At 42.3% G+C, this 21,759-nt stretch carries 19 protein-coding genes and 2 pseudogenes; 2 read left to right on the top strand and 19 right to left on the bottom strand.

Annotated elements, in window-relative coordinates:
• A pseudogene (locus Xbud_RS16265) lies at nt 1–193 on the top strand (DUF5710 domain-containing protein); the annotation flags it as partial.
• Between the two features lie 138 nt (nt 194–331).
• Here Xbud_RS16265 and Xbud_RS16270 read toward each other — a convergent pair.
• The 9 genes from Xbud_RS16270 to Xbud_RS16310 all read right to left on the bottom strand — a co-directional run bounded on the left by Xbud_RS16270 (nt 332) and on the right by Xbud_RS16310 (nt 8,694).
• A complete protein-coding gene (locus Xbud_RS16270; protein ID WP_099137044.1) occupies nt 332–1,576 on the bottom strand; it encodes a type II restriction endonuclease in 1,245 nt (414 codons plus the stop codon).
• Nucleotides 1,569–2,042: a very short patch repair endonuclease gene (locus Xbud_RS16275; RefSeq protein WP_099137046.1), complete on the bottom strand. Its 474-nt coding sequence runs from the start codon at nt 2,040–2,042 to the stop codon at nt 1,569–1,571. Before Xbud_RS16275 ends, Xbud_RS16270 begins: the two co-directional genes overlap by 8 nt.
• 9 nt (nt 2,043–2,051) lie before the next feature.
• Nucleotides 2,052–3,482, bottom strand: a complete 1,431-nt coding sequence (locus tag Xbud_RS16280) for a DNA cytosine methyltransferase (protein ID WP_099137047.1) — start codon at nt 3,480–3,482, stop codon at nt 2,052–2,054.
• 193 nt (nt 3,483–3,675) lie between these two features.
• Nucleotides 3,676–4,434 (bottom strand): TIGR03747 family integrating conjugative element membrane protein, encoded by a 759-nt coding sequence (locus Xbud_RS16285; RefSeq protein WP_099137049.1) that lies wholly within the window; start codon nt 4,432–4,434, stop codon nt 3,676–3,678.
• Nucleotides 4,435–4,443: 9 nt separating this feature from the next.
• A complete protein-coding gene (gene traD / locus Xbud_RS16290) occupies nt 4,444–6,507 on the bottom strand; it encodes a type IV conjugative transfer system coupling protein TraD (RefSeq protein WP_099137051.1) in 2,064 nt (687 codons plus the stop codon).
• A complete protein-coding gene (locus tag Xbud_RS16295) occupies nt 6,504–7,043 on the bottom strand; it encodes an integrating conjugative element protein (RefSeq protein WP_099137053.1) in 540 nt (179 codons plus the stop codon). Before Xbud_RS16295 ends, traD begins: the two co-directional genes overlap by 4 nt.
• Nucleotides 7,019–7,717, bottom strand: a complete 699-nt coding sequence (locus Xbud_RS16300) for a TIGR03759 family integrating conjugative element protein (RefSeq protein WP_099137055.1) — start codon at nt 7,715–7,717, stop codon at nt 7,019–7,021. The genes Xbud_RS16295 and Xbud_RS16300 overlap by 25 nt, the downstream gene beginning before the upstream one ends.
• Nucleotides 7,717–8,256, bottom strand: coding sequence for a PFGI-1 class ICE element type IV pilus protein PilL2 (gene pilL2 / locus Xbud_RS16305; protein WP_099137057.1), 540 nt, complete (start codon nt 8,254–8,256; stop codon nt 7,717–7,719). Before pilL2 ends, Xbud_RS16300 begins: the two co-directional genes overlap by 1 nt.
• Nucleotides 8,257–8,406: 150 nt before the next feature.
• Nucleotides 8,407–8,694 carry a helix-turn-helix domain-containing protein gene (locus Xbud_RS16310; protein WP_099137059.1) on the bottom strand — a complete coding sequence of 96 codons (288 nt, stop codon included), beginning with the start codon at nt 8,692–8,694 and terminating at the stop codon, nt 8,407–8,409.
• Between the two features lie 712 nt (nt 8,695–9,406).
• On the opposite strand from Xbud_RS16310, the gene Xbud_RS16320 reads away from it, so the two are divergent.
• Complete coding sequence (locus Xbud_RS16320) at nt 9,407–10,003, top strand: DJ-1/PfpI family protein (RefSeq protein ID WP_099137061.1); 597 nt, start codon at nt 9,407–9,409, stop codon at nt 10,001–10,003.
• Between the two features lie 55 nt (nt 10,004–10,058).
• On the opposite strand, the pseudogene Xbud_RS16325 reads toward Xbud_RS16320, so the two are convergent.
• From Xbud_RS16325 to Xbud_RS16370, 10 genes and pseudogenes are all read right to left on the bottom strand, one after another.
• Nucleotides 10,059–11,407, bottom strand: a pseudogene (locus Xbud_RS16325) (ISNCY family transposase).
• A 90-nt stretch (nt 11,408–11,497) separates the two neighbouring features.
• Nucleotides 11,498–11,713 carry a hypothetical protein gene (locus Xbud_RS16330; RefSeq protein ID WP_099137062.1) on the bottom strand — a complete coding sequence of 72 codons (216 nt, stop codon included), beginning with the start codon at nt 11,711–11,713 and terminating at the stop codon, nt 11,498–11,500.
• A gap of 149 nt (nt 11,714–11,862) precedes the next feature.
• Complete coding sequence (locus Xbud_RS16335) at nt 11,863–12,456, bottom strand: SMI1/KNR4 family protein (protein WP_099137064.1); 594 nt, start codon at nt 12,454–12,456, stop codon at nt 11,863–11,865.
• A gap of 160 nt (nt 12,457–12,616) precedes the next feature.
• Nucleotides 12,617–14,710: a DEAD/DEAH box helicase gene (locus tag Xbud_RS16340; protein WP_099137065.1), complete on the bottom strand. Its 2,094-nt coding sequence runs from the start codon at nt 14,708–14,710 to the stop codon at nt 12,617–12,619.
• Nucleotides 14,711–14,713: 3 nt separating this feature from the next.
• Complete coding sequence (locus Xbud_RS16345; protein WP_099137067.1) at nt 14,714–15,628, bottom strand: HamA C-terminal domain-containing protein; 915 nt, start codon at nt 15,626–15,628, stop codon at nt 14,714–14,716.
• 359 nt (nt 15,629–15,987) lie between these two features.
• The gene (locus Xbud_RS16350) at nt 15,988–17,364 is read right to left on the bottom strand and encodes an IS4 family transposase (protein WP_099137069.1); all 1,377 of its coding nucleotides are present in this window, start codon (nt 17,362–17,364) and stop codon (nt 15,988–15,990) included.
• A gap of 143 nt (nt 17,365–17,507) precedes the next feature.
• A complete protein-coding gene (gene ssb / locus Xbud_RS16355) occupies nt 17,508–17,978 on the bottom strand; it encodes a single-stranded DNA-binding protein (RefSeq protein ID WP_099137071.1) in 471 nt (156 codons plus the stop codon).
• A 147-nt stretch (nt 17,979–18,125) separates the two neighbouring features.
• Complete coding sequence (locus Xbud_RS16360; RefSeq protein ID WP_099137073.1) at nt 18,126–20,033, bottom strand: reverse transcriptase domain-containing protein; 1,908 nt, start codon at nt 20,031–20,033, stop codon at nt 18,126–18,128.
• A gap of 676 nt (nt 20,034–20,709) precedes the next feature.
• The gene (locus tag Xbud_RS16365) at nt 20,710–20,919 is read right to left on the bottom strand and encodes a hypothetical protein (protein ID WP_099133953.1); all 210 of its coding nucleotides are present in this window, start codon (nt 20,917–20,919) and stop codon (nt 20,710–20,712) included.
• A 76-nt stretch (nt 20,920–20,995) separates the two neighbouring features.
• The gene (locus tag Xbud_RS16370; RefSeq protein ID WP_099137093.1) at nt 20,996–21,460 is read right to left on the bottom strand and encodes an STY4534 family ICE replication protein; all 465 of its coding nucleotides are present in this window, start codon (nt 21,458–21,460) and stop codon (nt 20,996–20,998) included.
• Nucleotides 21,461–21,759: the final 299 nt, after the last annotated feature.

Consider the following 21,759-nt stretch of genomic DNA (forward strand, 5'->3'; position numbering starts at 1 on the left):
CCCAACCTCTAAAGAGCAAGCGGCGACTATTCAGCTTCACCGTATTGATCAACCTTTTGTCGGCTATTGTGAAGACATTTCACATCATCACTACCATTTCGATCCGAAACTGGGCAGCCGGGCCTGTAAAGCCTGTGACTGGTTTGAATGGATGACGCAGGTGGTGAATGTGCCGTCAAAGTATCTTCAATAGGCTGCAGAATGAGTGGCAAAAGAAAAATATGACTATAGCACCTTGTGGAATGACAGGTGCGGAGCATGGTGACCACCTGAATGGTCACCTCAGAGAAAAGGTACTTACATAAATGCAGTACAGTTTCTGTTTGCAAAGTCATTGAGTTAATCTTTGGATTTCCTTGATCTCAGTAATGAACTCCATAATATTCTGTAAATTATTGGTATAGGATGCTGGATAGAATGACTTAACAGATTCAGGCACCACTAACTGTAGCGATTTACTCTTCATTTCTGCCAGCTGTTGTTCACTTATCCCTGGCTGCATCGTTATCAGATGCTTACGTGCCACTCGGTCTCCTTCAGCCAATACTTGTCTCCAGCGATCTTTACATGTCGTTTTTGCGCCAAGCAGACGCAAATTTTCCTGAGGAAAAGATTTATCGTGATAAGCAGAAAAACATGGAAAAAGAAAATCGGGTTTAGACTTATTCTCTGTTATATTTTTGGCAGAACCCTGTTGAAATCGCAGATTATGCAATGAGAAAAGATGATCCAGGTGATTTTCAAAGGCAAAACCAGCACGGGATTTTCGCCTGTTCTGCACACTCAATGAGAAATGAATAAATTCATCAACATCATTCCCGTTTTCTCCAAATCCCTGCGATAATTTTTTCGCTACCTCATAACGTTCATACGTTTTAAATAATTTTTCTTCCTGTTCCATCCATAGCATCAGTGTATTATCGGGTTCATTTATTGGTTCACCTGAGGCCATTTCCCTTGCCAGTAAAGAAAATTCTTTTGACTTAGGAAAACCAGCCGGAAAATGCCTTAATAATGTTTCCAGTAAATTTTCATTTTTACTTTCAGGTTCTTCAAGTTCTATTCCCAGGTCTTCAAATAACATCCTGACCGGAAGGATAAGTGATTTTTCCTCAATCGAAGATCGGGAAAAATGATGACCAATATTACCCAGACCAAATAAAGTATTCAGCTGTAATTCAACTGAAGATCCCGGGGGAGTTATAATAAGCAGCAAATCGCCATTATTACGTTTAATAATTAGAAAAAAATCACCTTCATTCATCAAAGATGAAACAGGATTCGTTTTATAATACATACGATATTCAGCCGATCTGTTTGGCTGGTTATAACGAGTATCGTACCACGTTAATTGATCTTCACAGATGACCGGCTCACTATCTTCTCCGGCAATATAAGTCAGCGTTGCCTTAAAAAATATTTTTTCCCCTCGTTCGGGAACGGGAAGATATCTTGAAAATCCTGCTTTGACCAATCCACCAATTTCATGTTGATTTGATTTTTTAGGATCAACATCAACAGCCGAAAGATATTTTGCAACTGCGACTTCGAAATGATCAGATAACTGCTCAAACATTTTTATTATGTATCCCTTTAGTATCAATTTCTACAGAATCACTGCCTGCACAAATCCACTCTTCTATTCTTTCAGATAATTCCTGAACGGGTAATCTGAATCTGCCTTTTACAGCACATTCCCAGATAACCATAACGTGCCAGCCATCACTCCTGAGCTTCTCATTTATAGCTTTATCCCGTAATACATTCTTCCCAAGTTTGTTCATCCAAAATTCGGTTCTGGTCATCGGGACTTTAAACAGATAGCACTCATGGTGATGCCAGAAACACCCATGAGTGAAAATGATTTTTCGATACTCATCGATCACAAAATCAGGCTTCCCCGGTAATTCTTTTACCTGTGTCCGAAACTGAAAGCCAGCATCTTCAAGGATCGCTGCCAGCTTTATTTCAATGGCTGTATTACAATTTCGTATTGCTTTCATATTTTTGCTACGAATTGCAGAAGGGTGAACATCAGCCATAATCAAACCTTATGCCACTTTTTTGCTGTTTTTTAACGCAATTGCTTTGGCAATATAAGGTGCCAATAACTGAGCTACAGCAGCAAAAGCAGGAACAATCACAGAGTTGCCAAATTGCCGATAGGCCTGAGTATCCGATACGGGAATGCGGAAAGTTGTGCCACCTGGTGATTCAAATCCCATCAAACGTGCACACTCGCGAGGTGTCAGCCTTCTTGGTCTGTTTTTCTGGTTTTCTTCATTGTCAAAATCCATCTCTCCAAGCTCCCTGTTCCAGCCCCGGTCGATAAGTATTTCAGAGCCATCTTTATGGTAACGGGCGGACAAGGTGCGGGCAACGCTATTCGGGTTATCAGGGAAAACCAGACCAAAACCAAAACCATTTCCTTTTGCCTGATGTTTTTTCGCGTAGTTGTATAAATATTTCCATAACGCAGGAGTAAGGATATATTTTTTATCAACATTACTGTCCAGTAATTCTTTAAGTATCGGTCTTTGTGCAGGAAAAAGTTGATTCATGTTTCTGAGGGTAAATCCCTGGTGGATATTAAGATCACGCCGAAATCCAACCAAAACAATACGTTCACGGTGTTGTGGCAGGAAATTTTGGCCATCAATAATCTTTGGATCATCTTTCCCGTTATGTTCAACATCTGCAACTGAATATCCCAATTCATCCAAAGCCTGCACAATAACCCGAAAAGTTTTCCCTTTATCATGGCTTTTCAGGTTTTTCACATTTTCCAGCAAGAAAATGGCCGGTTTTTTGGCAGCAATGATCCGGGCTACATCAAAAAACAATGTTCCCTGCGTTTCACATTCAAAGCCATGAGCACGGCCTAATGAATTTTTCTTTGATACCCCCGCAAGAGAAAAAGGCTGACAAGGGAAACCGGCCAGTAATACATCATGATTGGGGATTTCACGATCTATATTCTGGCATGCTTCTTTATCACTGGCAGAAATATCATGGCTCAGAGTGATATCCCTGATATCAGAATTAAAGACATGCTCTTCAGGATCGCAATACCAGTTTGCTTTGTAAGTACGAACCGCATCCTTGTTCCATTCGCTGGTAAACACACATTGCCCACCAATCTCTTCAAATCCTTTTCTGATCCCACCAATGCCGGCAAACAGATCAATAAAACGAAAAGTGTAATTCGGATGGTGTTCAGGCGGTGATGGCAACAAACTATTGAGCATCTGTACTTCCAGCTCAGTTAATTGCTTTTGTACCATTTTACCATTTAACCAGCGATTAAGGGTTTCACGAGTCCAGTCGCTATGACTGATAGCCCGAAGTGCCTCAGCAACATATTTTTGATCATAGATTTCAACGAGTTTACTGATTAATGCTTTGTCTTCTTCTTTTTTCCGGTATTGTTCTTCTTCGTTTTGTGCAATCAGTTTTTGTGCGATTAACTCTAACTCTTTCATATTAAAAACCATTTAATCAACGGGATATCTTAGTGTAAGAATATCACTCAACTGACACAGGATAAAGTTAAACTGACAAAAAGAAGTCTCAGGTACGTATAATAATCACTGACGCACCGCCATGCGGCTTGTCTGCTGACGATGGAATACAAAACAAAAAAACGTTTTGTATTCCATCGTCCAGCACCAATTCTCATATATACTTCTTAAACATCGACGTTGTGATCACTACCGCCATACCCAGCAAAAGTGCCGCAGGCAGCAATATCACCATGGGATACACCACATCCGGCCACGATAAATACAGCACACAGGGAATAGTGCAGGCCGGTTTAATGCCCCGTTTGGCATGATGGTAAACAAAACTCGATTCATAACCTGCCCCATAACGGCGTAAATCCCGCCGCCCCAGCCCGTCAACCAATGCAACCAAAACCACTATCATAAACAGCGGAACAGACAGCACCAGGATGACCAGCCGGATCAGCGTCACCATCGTGATAAACACGGTAGCCAGACAATATTCCCGCAAATAACCCGATACACCCTGTAATACCGCATTGAATTCACGCAGAAAATCATTGCGGCTATTGAGCTGATATTGCTGCTGTCCCTGTATCCAGTGCATAAAACCACTGTTCACAAACAGCCATTGATACGCCTGTGCCAGCCCGTCAGAGACCGTTTGTACGGGATTTGATAACAGCAGGCTTTGCGTAAACTCCATGGATAAAAATTGCAGCTCCGTTTTCATCATCGTCTGACCGTGGGAGGCGCCTTGTTCCGGCCAGAAAAAAGTCATACCGAGGTATTCCAGCAACAGGCTGAATAGCCACGACATGATAACAAACCCAATGAGTTGCCACGGCCATTCCCATAACAGGCAATACAACAGGCCATGCTTGCGAGGAGGTTGGGAAGATTGACGGGATTGATTTTCTGATTGTGCCATAAGCGGAAATTACCCTTTTTCTTCCCACCAGTTTTCACTGGTGCGGTAGTGCCGTCGCATATGCTCGGCGATTTTCTGTAAACTCGTCGGCATCAGGGCATCATCGTCATCGCCGGTTGGCAAAGGCATACGAATCTTCCACAACTGTCCGCCTTCCAGTAGGGCAAACGCCTGTCCTTTCGGCAGGTTAATCATCTCAGCAGGCGTCACCAGCGGTGTTTTGACTGTGCCAACCCTGTCCTGCGTGGACGAGGTAAAATCCTGCCCCTGTTCGACATCGGCGATATCCGAATGCCCTGAGACCAATGTTTTGCTGTAGATCTCCACTTCCGGCAGCTGGCTGGTAAGTAACTCGGCTGTCCGGTTATCCCGCACCCTCAGCATAATCAGGGTATTAAAATTGCCAATCACCTGTGCGGTTTTAACCGGGCTGCCGATACGGGCTTCGATATCCGATGAAGTCTGGGTATAGGCCGTCACCTGCATACCGGCGCCACCGCCTTTATTGATCAGCGGGATAAATTCATCCCCCATCAGTTCATTGAATTCGTCACAATGCAGGTTAATCGCCAATTTCCCGTCATGACGAATCGGTAAGCCCGCGTTCATGCCATATTTATAAATTTGCCCGGCCACACTGACCAAATCGGCAAACATACTGTTTCCTACCGCAGAAGCCACATCACTGTCAGACAACGCATCCAGCCCGATATAAACAATCCCGTTCTTGCGGATCACCTGTTCCCAGTCGAAGATAGGGCGTAAATCGGCCATATTGAGATAATCCGGCGATAGCAGTTCTGAAATTTTTCCGGTGGTCAGTTTTTCCAGCAGAGGCAGCAAAGAGGCGACTATTTTATCAAAATAGGTGCGGTCATAACGCACGGCAGAACGTAATCCGTCCAGAATAGGATCGTAGAGCTGCTTACCGGCTTCTGAACTCAACGTGACTTCCATTGCCCACAGCCGGAACGCATCCGGCTGCCCCTGCATATTGCGCGGGATATCTTTTTCTTTCAGCTTGCCGAGGTATTGATTGATTTGTTCCAGCAGTGCAGGTTGCCTGTCTGCCATCACTTTAGTGGCATAGAGCTGATACAGTTCGCTGATATTATTGACATAACGCGTGATCAAGGTGTAGTCCGGCCGATGCCCCAGTGCCACCAACGCACGGGCGACAATATTAACAAACCGCCAGGCAAATTCACGGAACGCGGCGCTGTTGCCTTCGCCACTGAGCTGCCCCGCCAGACGGGAAGCGACTTCCGATACCCGGCCAAATCGCCCGACCGCATTATAACGGGCGGAAATTTCCGGCCAGCCCAGATGAAAGAGAGAAAGTTCACTGCCACGACCTGCCCGGTGCGCTTCTGCCCAGATGCGTCTTAACAGGTCGGCATCCCCTTTAGGATCAAAGACAATCACTACTTCACCGCGCCGGATATCCTGCGTTATCAACAATTCAGCCAGCCGGGTTTTCCCCACGCGAGTCGTACCCATCACCAGGGTATGCCCGACGCGCTCACGCAGATCCATAAACACTTCGGCTTCCTGTGGTTCAATACCGTGGATCATGGGATTGCCGCCAACGGGTGGTAGCGGACGCACCGGGTTTAACGGTGAATCTTTGCGCAACAGATTTGACAATTCCGGCCAACGGTATTCGGTTCGATGCTCCAGTAAACGGGCAAGCTGATATAACCGGGAGGGTTGCACAAATCGTTCGACCTCCGGTCGGCGCGTATCCTGCAAACGCTGAGTATGCTTCTGCTGCCAGCGAAAGCCCCGGCCCAGAAACAAGCGCTGATGACTGACCGGGATGTGCTTTGTGCTCATCTGGTAACGCGGCAAACGGCTCAGATTTCGGCGATAGCGGATAACCTGAATGCCCTGCCATGTACGTATTATCGCCAGCCCAACAAAACCCCCTGCCATCACATAGCTGACTGAGGGTGCCAGTGCAATCGCCCAGGGTGCCCGAACACAGATAAACGCGGCAACGGCTGAGACCACCGCGGTATTCAATTCTACCGCTGGGCGTAACAGGGCTTCAACCACATAACGGCGGCTCATGGTGATAACTGCTGCAAGAGTGCAGTTTCGGTGATCAACACCGGATAATGTTGCAGTTGTAAACGGCGAGCCAGCTCTGTACCGGAAGCCGGTGATAGCAGCAAATCCGGCACTAATGTCCGCAGTGATTGTAACCCCGCCATTTCACTGACATTGACGACCAGACCCACGGCGTTCAATTGCTTAAGTCGTGCTGCATGCTGACTTAACCACTGACGTGAATTGGGATCATCACCAACCAAAAACAATGCTCCAATGCCCGGCAGTTGCAGTGGTCTGCTTACCACTTTCCCCGGCGTGAGTTCCAGTGTTTTCACCGGCAACATGGCAGCTTCACCTGCCCTCTCTAGTGAGAAATTTTGTAGCAGCATTGATGAATTATCCGGCTGAGCATTAATGCTTTCATAAAAAGGTGAGGCCTCTTGGCCGCCTAAATCGGCAATCACGTTCAGTTCAGCCTGGCAGGCATTGATCCATAACAGGCCGATAATAGGGAATACGCCCAACCGTTTCATTGTAATGACGTGACCTGCCATCCCTGTTCCCCTTGTCGCAACAATACCGGCATCAGCCCCTTGCCAAACCGGAACCAGTTCCCCGTATCATGATTCAGCGTGATTTGCCGATTACGTACCCGCTCAACAGGGATATGATGGTTTTTGGCCCAGAGCCGTAATGTGTCGTCATTACCCTGACTGTCGACCAGATAGATATCAACCGGTTGCTTCGCCGCCAGTACTTCGGCCAAACGGGTTTCACATTGCGGGCAATCTTTGGCTCTGACAAACAGTGCCAGCCGTCCATTAGTCGCACGCGATGTTTCCATATTGACCGGCAAGACATCAGGAAACAGCTGCTGCCAGGCAGCATTCACTTCCCGTTGGAAACTCAGTTCTTTTTCAGTTCGTGCAAACTCTGACTTAACCCACTGTTCGGCATAACGGCGACGTTCGGCATCACTGTCAGCTTCAATGCCTAATGTGGTCAGCGGATCAAGCCCCGGGGACTGGATACCCCGTGGCCCACTCATCAGTTGCTGATAACGATGGTATTCATCCGCACTTAACTTCCACTGTTCAGCCTGACTTTTCAGGGATTGTTGTTGGTTTTCCATCAATTGCGTCTGCTGCGAGGCTAAGGGTGTCAGTGTTGCTGCCCAGACCGAACTGCTCAGCAACCATACCAATAAACCGAAACGATGCAATTTCATCAATGCCCTCCCTGCTGTGTTTGTTTAGCCGAAACCGGTAACTGATAGCCCTGTCGTAAATGGTGGCAAACCACACGCTGCACTTCGTCCACTTCCAGTTGCCAGGCCGGACCTGCCATCACCTGCAATGCCGTGCGCAACCGGATGGGACCTGACTGAGCGTGCACGGACGGCAACAGCTGGTGATATAAGATGTCATTGGTTTTTTCCGTACATAATGTGTAGCCCGATTGACGCAATACGTAACGTATGGCATCGGCAACAGTAGGTTTCTGGGAAGCAGAGATATGGACATCAATCAATTGGGAAAGTTGGTCACGTTGTGCCTCCGTTGGGTCGGTACTCACCAGCAAATAACGTCCATAACGAACAACTTCTGACGTTTGTTGATAAATATCCGGTGAAACAGACTGAACGTTTCGTGTCAGCGTGACGGAAGGAAAAGTTTCTTTTGAAGGTTGAGATTGCAGTTGTTTTACGGGAGCCGTGCATCCGGTCACTATGACCGCTATCAGGCTCATTAACGCATTTATTTTCATTCCGGTCAGGTTCCTGCTCAGTCATCAATAGCATCGACTATGCAGGAAACCCGGTAATTTATTCAATGAACAACTCAACTGTATTTGCTGAAAATTAATATGCCGAAACAGGCATTATCATGTGTAAACGTTATGGTTTTTATCAGCTTGTTATTCAGCCGCTGGCTGATTTTCATCAACCGACTGACGTATTTTTCGTTCAATAATATTGCCGTAATCATCGAAATAACGGCTGGGCCAGATTTCAGCGGGTTCCATTCCCAAACGGGTCGCGATGATCAGTTCCCCTTTGGGCCACGAGCGGGACAAGGTATTTGCCAGGGTGGAAGAACTGAGTCCCGATGCGCGGGATAAAGCGGCGAGTGTGGTACCACGTTTGCGTAATGCACAAATAATTTCGGCTGGGTGCCAGTCTTTCTGAGTGTGAATCATCGTCATACCTGCTTCCCCTTCTGTAGATTATTGGTGGTGGTTCAGACAGGGTTTCCAATACCGGAGGTCAATCGATCCGGCGAGACGTGAGTCTCCCCTGCCTGAACCGCCATTGAAAGGGCGACAACAGGCACACTGGTAGAAACTACCTACCAGTGGATTGACCTTTCAGGGTTGGAAATCCCTGACTATCGGATTTTGCCGATAGCTTTTCTACTTTAACGAATTCCGTTATCTAATTCAATAATCGAACGTGTAAGTTTAACAAGTAAATTAAACTATTTGAGTTACTGGTATTGTTCAAATAGAATACAAAGCAACAATAAAACGCTTATAATATACTCATACATTTAACTGATCATGGTAATTTTGGAGCGTGGTAAAACGATATTCTACGCTGTTAAGAACGTGCTTATCCCCTTTTTTAACTGCCTTAATATATTTTTCCACGTACTTCTCAAATTTTCTTGTGATGAAAAATTCTTTTCCTTGAATATTTTTATGTTGTTCTGGTGGGATCAAAAATATTTCATCAGAAATATATCTCAGATTAGTAATTAATAAGGCTTTCGAGTAATCCAATCCTTTACCTTTAATACCCTTCCGGTTAGATTTTTTGTTATTGCAAGTTTAAAATGTCACCCAATCCTCCAAAGTAGAAATGTCACCTTTTATCTGAAAGAATAGGGATACTGACTTATGATTTGAAAGGTTACAGATGAAAAAAGCTTTCTTTTTCTTACTAGATAACTATGCCGATTGGGAAGGTGCCTTTCTTGCCAGTAGGCTGAATGCAAGCAAAGAATGGACAGTAGAGACCGTTTCTCTGGAAAAGGGCATCTGTAAATCAATGGGGGGGTTCACCACCATGATTGAACATTCCATTGAAACTCTTCCCCATCACGTCGATCTTTTTGTCTTGATCGGTGGAAATTCATGGAATATAGAATCAAGTGAATTAAATAATCTTATTTTCACTTATCTCAATGATGGCGTTGTTGTTGCTGCAATTTGCGGGGCTGTTGATTTTTTGGCTAAAGGTGGGGTGTTAAATAATTATAAACACACTGGAAATTCTCAATATTTATGGAGAGATTACATTAAATATACAAATAATAACAATTTCATTTTAAAACAAGTGGTTGTGGATAAAAATTTAATTACTGCAAATGGTACGGCATGTATTGAATTTTCAGAGAGCGTACTGAAAAATATCGATTTTTCAACGCCAGATATAATAGAAAAAGATCATGAGTTGTTTCGAATAGGCTATTTGAATTATCTTCTTCAACATGAAGAAGATCCATTCAAATAGGCGGATGTCAGCCCAGAATATTGAGTATAGATTCATATACCTTTTCGCCTCTGCACTAACTTTTCAGGCTTCTTCTGAATTCATCCGGGTCAGCAAGTACCGGATTAATCGCTCTGAGTTGTTCCTGAATTCTGACCTGCGCACGGCGTTTTGGCATGGATTTACTTCTGCTCCGCTTATCCTGACGTTCCAGCTCATCCATTTTATCCTGAGCCAGTTTCAGCACCGTACCCAAACGTTTATTATCAACAATCTGCCCCTAGTCAATACAGTCGAGTTTATCGAATACCTGATATTTCAGTTAACGGTGGTCATACTTAAACGCCAGTGTACCGTCCAGATAGTCGTAGACTCTGATGTTTTCACCGGCAATCCGTGAGTTTTCATCTGTCGGTTCAACCAGGTAAATCATTTTGTCATAACGGAAGGTCAGTGATTTGGTGAGTTTACGTGTTTCCTGCCAGGCAAACATATCATCAAGATCTTCAGGGGGCTCAGTGATCGGACGGTGTAAGTTTTTAGGGTATCTGGGAACACGGGCAAAACGGCGGTTTTATAGTCACTGATAAAGGTTTCCACCCAGGCATTGGCTTCCTAAATGCTGCTGATACCTTCCAGGCGCATTTCTTTGATAAGTCTGTCCTGAAGTGTCTGATTAGCCCGTTCCACACGGCCTTTTGCCTGCGGACTGTTGGCACAGATAAGATCAACACCGATATCATGAAGTACCCGTCCAAATTGTGTTGTCCCCGTCACCGCACCGTTAGGGTGGTTAACCCGGAATATTCCGGGTTTGTCACTGTAAAACATCAAAGGTTTACCGTGCTTTTCAATGTATTTCCGTGTTGCCAGCATGTAATCAAACGCCAATTCCGTTTCGCCAAAGCGCAGATGCATTAGTTGACCGGTTGCATCATCGACAAAGACCAGCAAGCAGCACTTTGGGGCTCGTCCCTCGAACCAGTCATGAGGAGAACCGTCAATCTGAATGAGTTCACCAAAGCAGTCACGACAGCTACGGGGCTGATAGATGCGGGGCTTACGTCTGATATAAGGAACCCACAGACCATCAGCGATCATCCATTTTCTAAGTGTTTCAACTGAGACGATGACATTGTTTTTTTCGCGGAGTTTTTCGGCGGCCAGTGTCGGACCGAAATCACGATAATTATCATGAACCAGAGAGAGCACCTGAAGTTTAAAAGATTCAGGCAGGCAATGATTACCCGGTTTTCCCCAGTGGCCGTGAACCAGTCCTGCAACGCCTGACTCGCGGTAACGGTTGACGAGCCGCTGCACCTGCCGCTCAGTCAGTGCTAACTGGGCGGCTGCATCACAGCGTCTGAGCCGTTTCTCACAAACCGTCTGAATGACGTTAACTCGGTTCAATTCTTTATCTGACATAGTCACCAGCATCCGAATGTCCTTGTTGCAGCAAAAGTTTTATCCTTTATGCTTCAAAAAGTGACATTTCTAAATGGCTAAAAAGTGACATTATAATATTGGTGCTACATTTTGCGTAATATATGCTGCGTTATGTTTAATTGAAATTCTAAGTGGGATGGCAAAAGTTAATTTGTTGATGTTTATTACAACAATACCATGTCCGCAAGTTTTACCGGGGATCCACTTACCATTTTCGTTATCAAGCGCTTGTATGAGATAAACATTCTCATCATAGAAGGTTTGATCTAATTTTCTTAATTTCATCCTGATCACTTTTGTCTGAATCAAAAAAAACCAATTCAGGTTTTTTTCTGGCAGTTAATTCAGTTTGGAGGCTTCTGCTTTTTTACGTGGGGTACTCCTACCACCACAAACTGCACTTATATGATACTGCTGATGTTTGATCTTGCCAATCAACGATATTGTGGGACGAACTGGTAATCAGTATTAGTTAATTTATCAAGGTATTCATCAAAAGAATTAGCTAATACAATATAGCTATCAGGATCATGTAAATAGCGTATTACTTGCCCAACACTACCACCATTAATAGGATTAAAATCTATATACAATATAGATGTACCACCATCATTCATACAATGAGAAAAATAAAGGCGTTTATTCATGACGATATTAATATTAATTCTATCGTCTATAAAAATTATGCCATCTTCCTCTAACCATTCACCATAATCATCTGCAATACTTTGGTTGTACTTATTCTCTTCAATTATGTCATCACATGATAACAGGTAATATCCAAAATCTTCACCAACATCTGAGCCGAACAGTAAACAACTAATCGTTATTTTTTCATATTTTCGCCAATAAGTGCCATCTACACGTTTCAGAAGTTCAATCAAAGTAGCTAGGCAATCGGGATATACGGAAAGTAATTTTTCAATAGCCTTATCACTAGCTCCTTTTATGATGTGCCAAGTATCCCTATCTTCTTCATCTAAGTGCTGCTTTATATTTTTTAAGTGGATATCAATTAAAGATGTCATTTCGGATACCTTAATATTTTTTCAAAAAACAGCTACAATGCCATATTTTAAATCACATAACAAATGTATTTTCAATACAACTCAATAATTAATAAAATTAAAACAATGATTAATAATGTTATTTATAAAATTAGGGAGTATAACCTCCCAATAAGTAATATTATTCAGTTGAGATACCTTCTAAAAAGTAATTAAATATATACTTGTCGAAACTATCAAATTTTGAGTGCAATGTCACTCTATCCTCGATAGACATATCGACAAATGAATTCAATATATCATGTAACTCATTTTTATCATTCTCCATATCTATAATTCCTGAGTTATGAATCATTCTTGACAGCATTCTTGGTAATCCATATTCCTCCAGTTGATAAACTAAAGGTGGTAAAAAAGCATTAGCAACCTTTGTAATAAATGGAGATATATCTATTCCTTCTTTAAATATATTTTTTTGTATCACATTAATATCGCTTAAAATAGTTGCCAGCTTAAATGTAACATTTCTTTCCAGATGAAAGAAATCATCTATTCCAATATCGTGGAAATCAAGTTTATCTAGTAAGTCAGGAATGGTTTCATTCCAATTATTAGATAAGATCTTTATAAACTCTACAAGTTTCCTGTGTTCAATTCCCCACCCCCCCCGTGAAATACGCCCAATCACCTGGTACAAAATATATTCCCAATCCTTAGGGTGTGGTGAATTTAAATATACAAGACCAGACCATTTTTCTTTATTATATTTAATCTCTTTTACTATATCTCGTATTAAAAATGAATTACTCGATTCAATTTCCCCCATTTCATATAACTTTTCTAATTGGTCATCCCCTAGCAGTGATTTCATTTCTTCTTTGTAAGCAATGATTTTATAAATTTGTTCTTTAGTAAGTTCTTGTTTATATTCTTCCAAGTCTATTGAACCCAAAAGTTCATCAGGAAAAACAAGATTCAACTGAGTTTCATTGGGTTCCGGTGGTTTTTCTAAGATATAGATCTTCCCAATGAAATGTTTAAACATACGACCACCTCGACCAATAATATTTTTATAAGTAAAATCAGTTAAGTTTGATTTTCCATTTTTATTTTTCCAAATAATTACATTTTCTGCTGATGTATTTACACCTTCAATTATAGAAGATGTGGAGACTAAATTCTTTAATCCTTCCGGTTCTTCAAATAAACGTACTTGTATCTGACTCAAAGAACGATGCAATCTACCATTATGTATTCCTGAACCACGCTTTACTAAATTTGTTAATTTCCAATTCCTACTATAATTTTTTATCAACCATAACTCAAAATCCCTTAATATTGAGCTAGAAGATGCTGGGTATTCAGATATTAATAAATTTGAAACATCGGAGATAGCAGAATATGTCCCTGCGTAGATCAACGTCTTACCATTAGTTTTTCTTAAAATATTAATAAGCGTATCACTTTTTAAGTCATCATTTAAACCAATCTGCTCATAAAGATTATGTTTCTCAAGATAAACCGTATTAAAGTTAACGCTCTCAAATTCCATATCTTTTGTAAGAAAGCCATCATTTATTTTAGATATGTTAGGTGCTAAAAAATACTTTTGTTTTGCTTTAACTCCTAACTTTAACATGGCGTTTATTAATGACGGAGATCTCTCTTTATCAAAATGAGAACTAGCTTTATAGAATTCATCTATGATTAGAATATCTATATTTTCTATTTTTTTTGCATAATGAGTTGCACGTTCCTGTGGAAAAATAAAAATATTCCTCTCACTTAATTTAACTTCAGAGGTTGTAATAATCTTGTAATCTCGGCTAAATTTCTTATGTAATCTTCTTCTGGTTTCATCCATTAATGCAATCGTTGGAACTATAATTAATACATTTTCAGGGCGATTTAATGCAATAAAAGAGTCTATTATAAAACTTTTACCAAAACTTGTAGGTGCACTGATAGCTAAATTTTTACCTTCGATTAATTTTTTTAGAATTAATGATTGCTCCCTATGTAAGGTAAGATCTTCCTTTTCACCAACATTTACCTTAAACGATTCAAATACAAATCTGTCTTGCCAATTAGCTGTATCAATCTGCAAATATGGATATAATCCAACCTGTCTAATTAAATTATTAACCAATGGAGAATAAAGTATATTTTCCAAATGATGATAATCAAGTAATTTTATTAATTCATTCCTAGCAGTAAATTCATCTTTATTAATTATATGTTGATTTATTTCTTGGCATTTTTCGAAAATATCCATTGATTAATTCTCTCTATAAAATTCAACTGTGCTAACAAATTTATCTACTATTTTATTTTTATCAGGGACAGGGAAAAGTATTATATGAAATGTTACTTGATCATAAAGATAAATATCATTATTTAATTTATTTATTTGTTTATTAAAAAAAATATTTGCCCGTTCCACATGATAATCATAAACATCTTTCTCATATGAGAATGTTATCGCTGTAGCCTTTTGAGTAATTTGACATTCATGTAAAATAAAAATAGGGACATGAATTTTAGGTTTTAGTGAGTCTATTGAATTTTTATTTGAAAGAGCGTCTTTAATTTTTTCTCTCAATCTTATATCAGTGACAAGACAATCTATATCATTTACATTAGTTATTATACTATTTTCTTTTTTTAATTTATCTGTTCTAAGAGAATTTCCTACTGATGTAATAATTTTATCCAGCCTTGCATTCTCAATAGAATTATAAAACTTTGCTTCACCAAACCATAACGAAAAATCATCATCACGAATAACAAGGTGAACACTATCCGCACCTTTTGCATTATCTTGTGTGTTCTGTTTATAAAATATTTTGGGAACTACTGGTAAGGCCTTATAGTGGTGTTTCATTATGCCATATAGGACAATTTCTGCTAATTCACTACCTTTACTGATATCATCGTTCTTGTCCGTCAACCTTAATTTTTCTGCAGCAGCTATTAGCATTGTATGAGATTGATTTACTAAAGCTCTCCTTTCTTTAGAAGATAATGATGTCTCAGCAATATTATCCCATATAAAATTCTGAAAACGTTTAAACCTCCAACAACCATCTTCAAAATCATTTACCATGCTAAGTACATTTTTGTTATTTATGGGAGATAACTGCTGATTACATAAATGTAAAAAAGATTCATCTATCAGTATCTTAAATTCCATAGAACCATCCAATATTACGAACACATTGAAGTAAAGTTAATTTATTTGTGTAATATGAGAGACTAACATAAAAAATGTTACTTCTATGAATACATAGAAATTCTTGTGAATTGAGTCGCAATTACAACGCATTAGATATTATTTATACAATTCAAAAATTGTATATCACCGATATTGGTAACTCATGTGTTCTTTAATTGAGGTTAACCATAATTAAACATTTAGTCACAGTAGCATAACCATTGGTACACACCTTCCAACAGTATTATTGTCCATTCCAATTTTTTACTCCCTATAGGGAGTATTGCTCATTTACAGATAAAAATAAGCCCTGTTATAACCTGTCTCTTGATCATATTTCATAGGTCAAGCGACTTGGACAGTAAATAACCTTCAAGGATGGTTTGTAACATGAACCATCCTTCCCATAGCCTTTCCCACCCTACGCGGCCATTTCGTTTGGAATCATACCAACCCGCCAGTTTCCCCAAATTAATATAGGCCCAATAAACGCTTGGCGCTGTCTTAGGGAGCTTTTTCTTCTCTTGCTTTACCCACAATAACTTCCACGCTAACGGGCTTAATAGTGTTTCACAACTCTGTTTTTCCACCTCCGACCTATTGAGACCCACATAGCGTAGCTGATGAACACGCACAGCAATAAACGCCAGGATCACCACCATTTTTTCCAGATTCTCTTTACATTGCATCCGCAGCGCTTCGACCTGTGTCCCTCCGCTTTTCCATGCCTTATGAAATTCTTCAATGAGCCAACGTTTTTCATAGTAATCCAGAATGCGGTGAGCATCTTCTTTACATGTTACCGGCTCTGAGGTCAGAATGTGCCAGCTCAGTTCTTTATCGTTATTGATTTCCTGACAACTCACATAATACAGGGCTACCGATTCACCCCGTTTATTGGCCGGCATTTTGAGCGTAACAGGCGCATAGCGGACCTCACAGACCGCTTCACGCGCCTTACGTCCACCTCGCTGCTTAACCTGAACTTTTCTTTTATCTGCCGGCTGCAATGATTCACTGAACTGATAAAGCTTATCTGGGCTTTGTTCAATGCAACGGCTTTGCATTGAACGCACAATAAGACGTTGTTGATGTGTGATTTTATAGGCCAGATAGTCAATGATGTCTGCCTCGCGATCACAAACTGAGATGACTTTATCCATTTCACTGCCAAGACGGCTTTCTGTTGCCTGAGAGGCGCGTTCCCACTGATAACTTTCCTTATCTTTATACGGACGGGAGGCCCGTTGCGCTTTCTTACCATACTGATCCAGCTCTCTTATCCAGCGCGTTTGTTCAATCAGGCCAATGACCTGTTCTTCTTTGGGAGCAAAAAGCAAAACAGAATGGGCATGCAGACCGGTGGCACTTTTTCGGGATGTGGTATAGCCCATTTCTTCCCGGACTGTCTGATGAGTAAACTCCAGTGAGGTCGTATCTTCCAATGCCAGCAAACAGTCATAGTATTTGGCGTGTTCAGCTGTTGCCGCAAATCCGGCCTCAGCAATGGCGGTAGCGTTAATGGCCTGATTACGCGTAAATCGATAAGCGGCTTCAATATCCGCCGGGGTTTTGAGTGATTGCACAATAGATTGCCCGATATGATTAGCTAACGAGGCGGTGAATTTGATAAGCCGTTTTGTACGCCGACGGTCACCCAAATTTGCGCGAGAAAAAGTTTCATCAGCCCATTGTTCTGCGTGAGTTTGGAACATTTTACTGTACCTCAATGAAATCGTTATTACTCAGATCAGCAAAGTGGAAAAAGATTCAAAAAAATCCCCCGATTTTTTATCGGGGGATTTGTGTATGAAAGACAGGTTATGACAGGGCAATCTGTTGATGATGAAAACACCACTCAGAACGGGATCTTCGAATCCCAATCCATTTCCTCCTCTGCCGGTAATACAGCAGGTTGTACTGCCGGAGTTGCCTGCCTTTCCTTATTGGCGGGTTTAGAAGGCTGTGGCTTCTGTGCGGGCTGATGCCCAGCCGGCTGGGCAGTTGCATTTTTTGCATCACCACGACTGCCCAACATCTGCATCGTGCCATTCACATTGACCACCACTTCGGTTGAATAGCGATCCTGTCCCTGATTATTCTGCCACTTACGTGTCTGCAACTGGCCTTCAATGTAAACCTGAGTCCCTTTTTGCAGATACTCCGCCGCAATTTCTGCTAACTTGCCGAAGATCACTACCCGGTGCCATTCGGTTTTTTCCCGAGTTTCGCCGGTTTGTTTATCCCGCCAACTGTCTGAAGTCGCCAGTGACAGCGTTGCCACCGTACCACCCGTTGGTAGGTAACGGATTTCCGGATCTTGTCCCAGATGGTAGGGTAGGGTACGTGTGACCTTTCAATATGGTTAATGAATAGTTCCATTGCCAATCGAGCTGAATCACCGTTACTCCCCCTCCGAACCGTACGTGCACCTTTCAATGCATACGGCTCTCCGTTGTTAGTCTATAGAAGAAACTCAAGTAGGCAGTGCCTGATTTCGAGCCAGAATTGGGAAGGTTGATCTTCCTTTTTCTTGCCTTAAGTCAGGTAACTTCCCACTGTGTAGCTTGTCGTGGCAGCTTATGCACAAAATCAATGTTTTCCTGCGACGTGCGATCATCATTAATTGCCAAAGGCTCGGTTGATATCCAGCCTTACGGCCTTTCTTCAAATCCTTTAGTTTCTTAACGTGATGGACTTCGCAGGGGCCCACTGAACCACAGTACTCACAAGTTCTTGCCCCTAAGCGGCGCATGATCTCTGAAGTTCTGGTGGTAATTCGTGCCGTTACTGATTCTGCGTCAGATATTTTTACCTGTACACGGTTAACATGCTTGAGTTTAAAGACCTCAATTTTCCGGATTTCTTTCTTTTCCTGTACGATTAGAACGAGGTCGCTGTTAGGTTGACGAAGCTTTTTGGCGACCTTGTTCACTGAGCTACGCCGTTTATTGGCTAGCGTTTTTAACAGACTCGTTTGCCATATGAAATATAATTTTGAGAACTTATATTTCATGTCTAGCGCGAGGCTGTAATAGTTTGCCAGCCCTCGCATTTCAGCGTTGAAGGTCAGAACAATTTCAGCTTCGCTGAGGTTTATTAGACTCTTGCGATGCGTTGCTTTGACCCCCTCATATCGGCCATATAGCCGTCTATGACAGAATTTGGCGGCTATGTCATCAGGAACAAATAACTGAACGATGCTCTTCGTTGACCTTCTGAGAGAGTACCGTCCTTGCGATTTCTGTTTTACCAGTTTTTTCGCATCTTGTTGCCTAATTTCATATCCTAGGAATGTTACCCCTTCTTCGATATGTCGGATTTTGGTTTTCGCTTCATTAACTTCCAACCCCAGAGAGGTCGATATGAAGTTTTTAACCTGTACCGCTATGTGCTCGGCGTCCTCTTTGGAGCCGATGATTCCGATGACGAAGTCATCCGCATATCGGACATAGTACATACGTTTGAAGTTAGGGTCGTTCGTCACCTGAGAGGGTATTGAACGTTTTTCCTCCAGTAGACGGTCAATTTCTCGCTTTATGACATCTTTTTCCTTTTCTGAATTGGAATCGGTTGCCATGTTGTCTACATTCTTTCGCAGTTTATGGATCTTGTGAGCCAATCTGTTCATATCTGGATTTGCCTTACGCCTTGTACCGATTGTATATGCAGGAATTAAATTCCGTTCTACAAAGCAGTCCAATTTGTTAAGGTAAATATTAGCCAGTAGGGGAGAGATGATCCCGCCCTGTGGCGTACCTGAGTATGTACAGTTGTATTTCCATTTGTCCACGTATCCTGCCTTGAGCCATTGTTCGATAAGTTTTAGAAAATTCTTATCTGCAACCTTTTCTTTCAATGTCTCTAGCAGGAGTTTATGAGGAATGTTGTCAAAGAATCCTTTGATATCAACATCCACGATCCACTTGACTCCGTTCCAAGTAGGACGGATCGATTTTAACGCGGTTTCGCATGAACGTTCTGGTCGAAACCCATGGGAGTGTTCGGAGGACACGGGTTCATAGACTCTTTCCAGGATTATCCTTGCTACTTCTTGCGCTAATTTATCATTCCCACTTGGTATACCCAGAGGTCTGGTTTTTCCGTCCTTTTTCGGGATCATGACCCTACGTACAGGTTTTGCTACGTATTCTCTATTGCGTAGCGTTTTTGCCAGAGTTTCTGCTCTTTCGAGGGAGAAACCGTCAAGCGTATCTTTTGATACTCCTGTTGTTAATGCGCCTGCGTTAGCTCGTATGTTTACGTATGCTTGCAACCACATTCCTGGCTCACAGGCAATTTTGTAAAGATGACGTATCGGATAACCTTTTCTTGAGGCGTCCTCGATTCCTTCTAATCTTTTCTCAAGTTCATCGGGCAGCATTGGCTAGCCCTCCTTTTAGAGATTAAAGTATCTAACAACTGTCCCCCTTCCCCGTAGCATTTAAGGGCTTTCACCTTCCTTCCGGTTGGTTTATACCCTTGCTACTTCCAAGTCAGTGATCCGGACTGCCGAAACCCATTACAGGCCGACCTAGAGTACTATGAGGACTCCGCTACCATGCTGGGTATTAAACCAGTTTAGGTAGTCCCGTAGTTTCGCGGTGTGGAGGTACGACGTACTTAGGATGTCTTTCGATCGTTTTACTATCTCACCGATAGCTGGTCCGCTAGAGTGGTCACAAGAAACGTCGGACTGATTTCTTGTGCTAAAACGGAAATAGCGCTCCAATCGTTCTTCGCTATTGGTTTCTTTTTACCCGCATAGATCTTGACTTCAACAAACCCAGCTTATCCATATACGTCTTGCATTGAATGGAGGGGTCTACAACGATTTCGACATACTCCACTCTTTTCTGCGGATGCTATGTTCACCTTTCCTTTTCAGGATCTCCGAGCCTGTTACCAAGCAAGGCTAACCGCAGCATGCAATGGCTATACCACTAAGCCATATTGCTTTCTAAGCAACACTCCTGAATAAACCCACCGCGCTTCAACGGCGCACACCCACTAAAATAACTTTGTTCACACCGCGCGAAGACATATCTATTTCCTCTTAGTTACACTGACTGACGTTGCGTCCAGCACCCTTGTTTCAGGGCAAATTCCGCCTGCTCACGGTAGGCAAAATATTCCACGGACTCACGGGAGCAGGGTTCCCCCTCATCCAGTGTGCCGATATAAAATCCGGCCCGGCTTCGTAACACGGTTAACGGTAACTGTTTATGGCAGTATTGCAGTGCCAGAACACCAATCGGGGCAATATTCATCTCTGTATCCTGTTGTCTTTAAGAATAAAAGGACTGCCCTGAAACATCAGGGCAAGTCAGTGGGGTAAAAGGAATATCAGAATGAGTTTTCTGCATATTCTGCCTGTGCAACACCGTTCTGGGGGGGTGCCGAATCAGACTGTTCGGCCTGATAGACTTTGTCCTGACCGATTTTGATCCAGTCAACTTTAATCAGACGGGCTTTCAGGCTGACACGCTGTTCACCGGCATGATCGCCGCGTTTCAGAGTAAAAATGTCAGTGGACGGGTTACTTAAGGTGAAGCCCAGTAACACTTTTTTATCTTCGTCTACCGCTTTCTGGCAACGCCCCACCAGACTGGTCGCTTCCTTGCCAACCACGGTGATATCAAAACGCACATAGACCGGATTATCACTCGGGCCATTTAACGCATTGATCACGCAACTCAGGAACGTTCCATTGGCAGTGCTGACATGGCGGATATTATTCAAATAGCCCAAGCCTTTAATATTCAGGTTGAAATAGTCATTTTTGGTTAACGAAGTTGCGTTCTCAGACATACAATTTTCTCCATGGAGGTAAAGAATAAGGTGCAACGGAGAAAATCCCATACCCTGACGGGAATGATTTTCTCCGCCGGGTGTCAGACATATACGTTGCTGACGTTCTGATAAAGAATAATGAACCTTCATTGTCGTTGGACTGACAATATCTGCTTCCAAAGGTGGGCAGATGTACCACGTTGAGGCACTCCCTTTCAGGCTACGGGAGTTTTACAGCCACCCGGAGGCGATCGTTGCAGGCTCACCGATCATTTAAGAAACAGGTTGATTTTTAGAGCATCCCATCAAGGCGTCAA

The sequence above is a fragment of the Xenorhabdus budapestensis genome (genome assembly GCF_002632465.1).
Classification (GTDB): domain Bacteria; phylum Pseudomonadota; class Gammaproteobacteria; order Enterobacterales; family Enterobacteriaceae; genus Xenorhabdus; species Xenorhabdus budapestensis.

Bases quoted from the DNA above. Each gene is read 5' to 3' on its own strand.
- Xbud_RS16345 (WP_099137067.1), bottom strand. From the start codon at position 15,628: ATGGAATTTAAGATACTGATAGATGAATCTTTTTTACATTTATGTAAT.
- Xbud_RS16365 (WP_099133953.1), bottom strand. From the start codon at position 20,919: ATGAATATTGCCCCGATTGGTGTTCTGGCACTGCAATACTGCCATAAA.
- Xbud_RS16275 (WP_099137046.1), bottom strand. From the start codon at position 2,042: ATGGCTGATGTTCACCCTTCTGCAATTCGTAGCAAAAATATGAAAGCA.
- Xbud_RS16270 (WP_099137044.1), bottom strand. From the start codon at position 1,576: ATGTTTGAGCAGTTATCTGATCATTTCGAAGTCGCAGTTGCAAAATAT.
- traD (WP_099137051.1), bottom strand. From the start codon at position 6,507: ATGAGCCGCCGTTATGTGGTTGAAGCCCTGTTACGCCCAGCGGTAGAA.
- Xbud_RS16360 (WP_099137073.1), bottom strand. From the start codon at position 20,033: ATGCTGCCCGATGAACTTGAGAAAAGATTAGAAGGAATCGAGGACGCC.
- Xbud_RS16350 (WP_099137069.1), bottom strand. From the start codon at position 17,364: ATGTTCCAAACTCACGCAGAACAATGGGCTGATGAAACTTTTTCTCGC.
- Xbud_RS16340 (WP_099137065.1), bottom strand. From the start codon at position 14,710: ATGGATATTTTCGAAAAATGCCAAGAAATAAATCAACATATAATTAAT.
- Xbud_RS16280 (WP_099137047.1), bottom strand. From the start codon at position 3,482: ATGAAAGAGTTAGAGTTAATCGCACAAAAACTGATTGCACAAAACGAA.
- Xbud_RS16310 (WP_099137059.1), bottom strand. From the start codon at position 8,694: ATGACGATGATTCACACTCAGAAAGACTGGCACCCAGCCGAAATTATT.
- Xbud_RS16320 (WP_099137061.1), top strand. From the start codon at position 9,407: ATGAAAAAAGCTTTCTTTTTCTTACTAGATAACTATGCCGATTGGGAA.
- Xbud_RS16370 (WP_099137093.1), bottom strand. From the start codon at position 21,460: ATGTCTGAGAACGCAACTTCGTTAACCAAAAATGACTATTTCAACCTG.
- Xbud_RS16330 (WP_099137062.1), bottom strand. From the start codon at position 11,713: ATGAAATTAAGAAAATTAGATCAAACCTTCTATGATGAGAATGTTTAT.
- Xbud_RS16285 (WP_099137049.1), bottom strand. From the start codon at position 4,434: ATGGCACAATCAGAAAATCAATCCCGTCAATCTTCCCAACCTCCTCGC.
- Xbud_RS16295 (WP_099137053.1), bottom strand. From the start codon at position 7,043: ATGGCAGGTCACGTCATTACAATGAAACGGTTGGGCGTATTCCCTATT.
- Xbud_RS16300 (WP_099137055.1), bottom strand. From the start codon at position 7,717: ATGAAATTGCATCGTTTCGGTTTATTGGTATGGTTGCTGAGCAGTTCG.
- pilL2 (WP_099137057.1), bottom strand. From the start codon at position 8,256: ATGAAAATAAATGCGTTAATGAGCCTGATAGCGGTCATAGTGACCGGA.
- Xbud_RS16335 (WP_099137064.1), bottom strand. From the start codon at position 12,456: ATGACATCTTTAATTGATATCCACTTAAAAAATATAAAGCAGCACTTA.